The following is a 5,820-nucleotide window of genomic DNA, read 5'->3' on the forward strand; positions in this document are numbered from 1 at the left end:
GCTCCTGGACCGTCGTGCTGCTCTTCTTCAACGCGTGCACCTCCTCATGGGAGCGGGCATGGGCGGCGCGCGGAGATGTGGTGCGCCTCACCTACCGATTGTTCGGTCGCCGCGCCAATTTGGCTACTGGCGCCTTCAGCCTGTGGACAAACGGTTCTGCACAGCCTGGAATGGGCACAAGGCGTCCAAGAGCGGAGAGGTGGGGGACATGACGGCTGAACAAATGGCCGAGGACCGGGAGCGGACCGGGCAGGAGCCCCCGCCCCGGCCGCTGGACGCGATCGACCGGGACATCCTGCGCATCCTCCAGACGGACGGCCGTGCCTCGATACGGTCGGTGGCCGAGCGCGTCCATGTCTCGCGCGCCAACGCCTACGCCCGGATCAACCGGCTCATCGAGGATCGTGTCATCCGGGGGTTCGGCGCCAGGATCAACCACGAACGGGCAGGTCAGGGCGCCTCCGCCTACATCACGCTCAAGATCGTGCAGAACTCCTGGCGCACCGTGCGCGAACAGCTCCAGGAGCTGCCGGGCGCCACACACATCGCGCTGGTCAGCGGCGATTTCGACGTGCTGCTGCTGGTCCACGCGCCGGACAACCGGACGCTGCGTGAGCTGGTGCTGACGCGGCTCCAGTCGATCCCCGAGGTGCTGTCCACCCGCACCCTGCTGGTCTTCGAGGAGACCGACCTCGACCCGAAGGCCCCGCCCGCGCCCTGAGACGGCGCCGGGGGGGCGTGGGGGGGCCGGGCCCGAGTGCAGGGCCTAGGAGGGTTCCGTACGAAGGCCGTCGAAGGCCATCCGTACGACCGCCTCGGCCACCTGGTCACTGTCGTAGCCGCCGGCCGCCTGCGGCCGATACCACTCCACCAGCGAGTTGATCATGCCGAAGAGCAGCCGCGTCGCCAGCCGGATGTCCATGTCCGCCCGGAGGTCGCCGTCGGTCGCCGCCGCCTTGAGCAGATCGGCGACCCGCAGGTCGAACTCACGCCGCCGCTCCATGGCCCAGCGCTCGGTCCTGGTGTTGCCCCGCACCCGCAGGAGCAGGGTCACGTAGGGCAGCTCCGCCATCAGGACCTCGACGGTGCGGCGCGTCACGTACTCGACCCGCTCGATGGCCCGGCCGCGCCCGGCGCCCGGCTCGTCGAGGATCCCGAAGAGACCGTCGATGGCGCGGCTGACCGCACGGCGCAGCAGTTCCTCCTTGCCCGCCACGTGGTGGTAGATCGAGGACTTGGAGATACCGGCGGCCTTCGACAGATGCTCCATGGACGTGCCGTCGTAGCCGCGTTCGTTGAAGACGCCGACGGCGACGGTCAGCAGTGTCTCGGGGGTGTACGTGTCCCGCTTGGCGGTCGTCATGAGCCCGCTCCTTCCGACGCGGCCTCGGCGGCGGCGAGACGGCGCAGCGCCTGTGAGGCGGCGTACCGGCCGGACGGATACTCCTCGTGCAGCCGCTCCAGCAGATAGAGCGTCCGGTCGGCTCCCAGCTCGGCGCCCCAGTCGAGCGGCCCGCGCGGGTAGTTCACCCCGAGCCGCATCGCGGTGTCGATGTCCTCGGCGGACGCCACGCCGCGTGCCTCGGCGTCGAGCGCGAAGTCGACGAGCATGGCGACCGTACGTCCCACGATCATGCCGGGGACGTCGGCGATGACACTGACCTGCTTGCCGAGCGCCTGGAAGAGCCCGACGGCCGTGCGCACCGATTCCTCGGGCACCGCGGCGGACGGCGCGACGGCTATCCGGGTCGCGGTGCGGTAGTCGAGCGCGAGGTCGAAGTGGATCAGTGGCGGGTCGAAGCTGTCCGCCGCCTCACCGTCCGTGAGGAACAGCCGGGTGCCGCAAGGCAGTTCGAGCCAGCCGGGGAGTCCGGGGACGGCGTCGTCCTTGCGTATGACCTCGATCCCGGCCTCTTCGATCAGCCCGGGAAGCGCCGCGGCCACGAACAGCTCGCCCTGGACGACGACGGACGACGGCGGGTCGGCGGGCGGCGCGGTGTCCGGTACGGGCGCGGGGGCGCCGTCCTCGTAACTGAACCAGCCCCGGCCCGACTTGCGGCCGAGCCGGCCCGACTCCACGAGGCGCCGCTGGGCGAGGGAGGGGGTGAACCTGGCGTCCTGGAAGAAGGACTCCCAGACGGAGCGGGTGACCGCCTCGTTCACGTCCTGGCCGATGAGATCGGTCAGCTCGAAGGGGCCCATCCGGAAGCCGCCGCAGTCGCGCAGGACGGCGTCGATGGTCGCGGGGTCGGCAGCCCGCTCCTCGTACAGACGCAGCGCCTCGGCGTAGTAGGGGCGGGCGACGCGGTTCACGACGAAGCCCGGGGTGTCGGCGCAGCGCACCGGGGTCTTGCCCCACGCCGCCGCTGTCGCCCACGCGCGCGTGGCCGTCGCCTCGTCCGTCGCGTGGCCGCTGACGACCTCGACCAGCGGCAGGAGGGGGGCGGGGTTGAAGAAGTGCAGGCCGACGAAGCGTCCGGGGCGGCGCAGGGCGCCGGCGACGGCCGTGACGGAGAGGGAGGAGGTGTTGGTGGCGAGCAGGCAGTCGTCGCCGACGATGTCCTCCAGCGCCCTGAACAGCTCCTGTTTGACCGTCAGTTGTTCCAGGACGGCTTCGACGACGAGCGCGGCGTCGGCGAGTTCGGACAGTGCCGTGGCCGGGAGCAGCCGGGCCTTGGCGCTGTCGCGGGCCGCCGCGTCCAGCCGGCCCTTCTCCGTCAGGCGGTCCAGCCGGGCCCCGACGGCCTCGGCCGCCTGCTGGGCGCGGCCGGGCAGGGCGTCGTAGAGGCGCACGGGATGGCCGGCGACGAGAGCCACCTGGGCGATTCCCTGTCCCATCGTGCCGGTGCCGACCACCGCGACGACGCGGGAGCGCTCGATTGCAGTCATGAACCCGATCCTCCTGTATGGACTTCCGCCGCGGTACGGGACCTCCCCAAGGCGGCCGGTCTCGGGTGGCGATCAGCCGGAACTGACCGGAACGACACCCTCCGCGCCGGTGGGCCGGGCGGCGGTGAATACGGCCGGAAAGCGCGGGTTTTCCACAGCCCCCCTTGTCCCGACCGATCGTTCGGTTACTCTAACTCTGTCCGTTCCCCATGTCCCCTTGTCGCTCATGTCCCTGTCCCGCCCAGCTCGAAGAGGAGTTGGTCAGTCATGGCCGCCCAGCTCAGCCCCCAGCAGCTCAACGAGAAGCACCGGCCCACGCTCGACCAGGCCCTCGACGCGATCCGCACGCGTGCCTACTGGTCGCCGCACCCCGAGCACCCGAAGGCGTACGGCGAGAGCGCGCCGGCCGACGGCCTGGCCGCGTTCAAGGCCCTTCACGGCACCCGTATCGACCTGGACCAGCCGGGCACCGACGGCTGGACGGGCGGCGAGGTCTCGCCGTACGGCCCGGAGCTCGGCGTCGAGTATCCGCACGCCGACGTGGATGTCCTGCTGCCCGCCATGCGCGCGGGCATGAGCGCCTGGCGCGCGGCGGGGCCCGAGACACGCGCTCTGGTCAGCCTGGAGATCCTGGCCCGGATCAGCGCCCGGACCCACGAGTTCGCCCACGCCGTGATGCACACGAGCGGACAGGCGTTCATGATGGCGTTCCAGGCGGGCGGACCGCACGCCCAGGACCGCGGTCTGGAGGCGGTGGCGTACGCGTACGGGGAACAGACCCGCACGCCCTACGACGCCGACTGGTCCAAGCCCCAGGGCAAGCGCGACCCCCTGGAGCTGCGGAAATCCTTCACGGCGGCGCCGCGCGGCATCTCACTGCTGATCGGCTGCAACACCTTCCCGACGTGGAACGGCTATCCGGGCCTGTTCGCCTCGCTGGTCACCGGCAATCCGGTCCTCGTCAAACCGCACCCGCGCGCGGTGCTGCCCCTCGCGCTCACGGTGAAGGTGGCCCGCGAGGTGCTCGCCGAGGCCGGCTTCGACCCGAATCTGGTCGCGCTGGCCGCCGAGCGCCCCGGCGAGGGCATCGCGAAGACCCTGGCCGTACGGCCCGAGATCAAGATCATCGACTACACCGGGTCCACCGCCTTCGGCGACTGGCTGGAGACCAACGCCCGCCAGGCGCAGGTCTACACGGAAAAGGCCGGCGTCAACACGGTCGTCGTGGACTCCACCGACGACTACAAGGGCATGCTCGCCAATCTGGCCTTCTCGCTCTCGCTCTACAGCGGCCAGATGTGCACGACCCCGCAGAATCTCCTCATCCCGCGCGACGGCATCTCCACGGACGCGGGCCCGAAGTCGTACGACGAGGTCGTCGCCGACCTGGCGGCCTCGGTGAGCGGCCTGCTGGGCGACGACGCCCGCGCCAACGGCCTGCTCGGCGCCCTGGTCAACCCGGACGTGAAGGGACGGCTGGACGCCGCCGCCTCGCTGGGCGACGTGGCGCTCGCCTCGCGCGTGATCGCCAACCCGGACTTCCCCGACGCGGTGGTCCGCACACCGGTCATCGTCAAGTCCGACGGCTCACGCAAGCAGTGGGACGCGGCGGAGGGGGCGAACGGCTCCGAGGCGCCGTATCTCGCCGAGTGCTTCGGCCCGGTCTCGTTCGCGGTCGCCGTGGAGTCGACCGAGGAGGCGCTGGAGCTGCTGCGCCGTACGGTGCGCGACAAGGGCGCGATGACCGTCGGGGCGTACACGACGTCGGCGGACACCGAGCGTGCCCTGGAGGACGTCTGTCTGGAGGAGCTGGCCCAGCTCTCCCTGAATCTGACGGGCGGCGTCTATGTGAACCAGACAGCGGCCTTCTCCGACTTCCACGGCTCCGGCGGCAATCCGGCGGCGAACGCGGCGCTGTGCGACGCGGCGTTCGTGGCCAACCGCTTCCGTACGGTGGAGGTCCGCCGCCAGGCGTGACACCCGCGCTCGCACCACCCCGTACCTCCCGCGCTCGCACCCGCGTCCGGCCGTCCGACCGCGGCCGGGCGCGGGTCAGTTCGGGCCGCCCCAGTGGAACAGCGTCATGGCCACGCTGGTGGCGAGGTTGTAGCTGGAGACCTGGGGCCGCATCGGCAGCGCCAGCAGCGTGTCGGCCCGCTCCCGCAGTTCGGCGGAGAGCCCGTGCCGCTCGGAGCCGAAGGCGAGCAGCGCGTCGTCGGGGAGCGTCACCGACCGGATGTCGTCGCCCTCGGGATCCAGGGCGTAGAGCGGGCCCGGTGGGAACGCGTCGGGGGACAGCCGCTCCACGACGGTGGCGAAATGCAGCCCGGCGCCCGCGCGGACGACATTCGGATGCCACGGGTCGAGATCCCCGGTGGTCACCACCCCGGTCGCCCCGAAGCCGGCCGCGAGCCGCACCACGGCCCCGACATTCCCGAGGTTGCGCGGATTGTCGAGGACGACGACCGGCGAGCGCCGGGGCGCCGCCGCCAGCTCGGCCAGGTTCTCCGTACGCCCGCGCCTGACCGCCAGGGCCGCCACCCGCGTCGGGTGCGCCTTCGGCAGCAGATCCCGCAGGTCGTCGGCCGGCACCTCGACGAGGGACCGCCGGAGTGTGCCGGTCAGGTCGTCGGCGAGTTCGGCCGCGAGGGCGAGGACGGACTCCTTGTCGCTGGTGACGGCGATCCGCACGTCCGCCCCGAACCGCAGCGCGTGCTTCAGCGCGTGGAAGCCGTCGAGCACCACGGCGCCGGGGGCGGTCTCGTGCCACAGCCGCAGGGCGCTCGTGGGATCGACGTCGTTCATCGCCCCAGCGTAGGCGGGCGCGCGGGCAGGGCCGTCACCGGACGAGCGGAGAAGCCACGTCGGTGCCGGGCGGCGACGGAGGCGTCGTGTCGTGCGTGCCCGACCCGGCGTCGTCCTTCCGGAGCC

The 5,820-nt window shown here is 71.8% G+C and carries 5 protein-coding genes; 2 read left to right on the plus strand and 3 right to left on the minus strand.

Annotated elements, in window-relative coordinates; translation table 11 throughout:
* Positions 1 to 208 precede the first annotated feature (208 nt).
* Positions 209 to 721, plus strand: a complete 513-nt coding sequence (locus tag P3L51_RS34595) for an Lrp/AsnC family transcriptional regulator (protein WP_354609329.1) — start codon at positions 209 to 211, stop codon at positions 719 to 721.
* Positions 722 to 766: 45 nt separating this feature from the next.
* Here the strand turns inward: P3L51_RS34595 and P3L51_RS34600 are convergent, their stop codons facing one another.
* Both P3L51_RS34600 and P3L51_RS34605 read right to left on the minus strand, forming a co-directional pair.
* Positions 767 to 1,363, minus strand: coding sequence for a TetR/AcrR family transcriptional regulator (locus tag P3L51_RS34600; protein ID WP_354609330.1), 597 nt, complete (start codon positions 1,361 to 1,363; stop codon positions 767 to 769).
* A complete protein-coding gene (locus P3L51_RS34605; protein ID WP_354609331.1) occupies positions 1,360 to 2,889 on the minus strand; it encodes a 3-hydroxyacyl-CoA dehydrogenase in 1,530 nt (509 codons plus the stop codon). Before P3L51_RS34605 ends, P3L51_RS34600 begins: the two co-directional genes overlap by 4 nt.
* Before the next feature lie 267 nt (positions 2,890 to 3,156).
* Between P3L51_RS34605 and paaN the strand changes: the two genes are divergently transcribed.
* On the plus strand, positions 3,157 to 4,866 hold the full coding sequence (gene paaN / locus P3L51_RS34610) for a phenylacetic acid degradation protein PaaN (protein ID WP_354609332.1): 1,710 nt from the start codon (positions 3,157 to 3,159) through the stop codon (positions 4,864 to 4,866).
* A gap of 75 nt (positions 4,867 to 4,941) precedes the next feature.
* On the opposite strand, the gene P3L51_RS34615 is transcribed toward paaN, so the two are convergent.
* A complete protein-coding gene (locus P3L51_RS34615; protein WP_354609333.1) occupies positions 4,942 to 5,694 on the minus strand; it encodes a TrmH family RNA methyltransferase in 753 nt (250 codons plus the stop codon).
* Between the last annotated feature and the right edge of the window lie 126 nt (positions 5,695 to 5,820).

This window comes from Streptomyces panacea, assembly GCF_040560175.1.
Classification (GTDB): domain Bacteria; phylum Actinomycetota; class Actinomycetes; order Streptomycetales; family Streptomycetaceae; genus Streptomyces; species Streptomyces panacea.

Excerpts from the sequence above, each read along its gene's own strand:
- P3L51_RS34595 (WP_354609329.1), top strand. The coding sequence starts at position 209 with ATGACGGCTGAACAAATGGCCGAGGACCGGGAGCGGACCGGGCAGGAG.
- P3L51_RS34600 (WP_354609330.1), bottom strand. The coding sequence starts at position 1,363 with ATGACGACCGCCAAGCGGGACACGTACACCCCCGAGACACTGCTGACC.
- P3L51_RS34605 (WP_354609331.1), bottom strand. The coding sequence starts at position 2,889 with ATGACTGCAATCGAGCGCTCCCGCGTCGTCGCGGTGGTCGGCACCGGC.
- paaN (WP_354609332.1), top strand. The coding sequence starts at position 3,157 with ATGGCCGCCCAGCTCAGCCCCCAGCAGCTCAACGAGAAGCACCGGCCC.
- P3L51_RS34615 (WP_354609333.1), bottom strand. The coding sequence starts at position 5,694 with ATGAACGACGTCGATCCCACGAGCGCCCTGCGGCTGTGGCACGAGACC.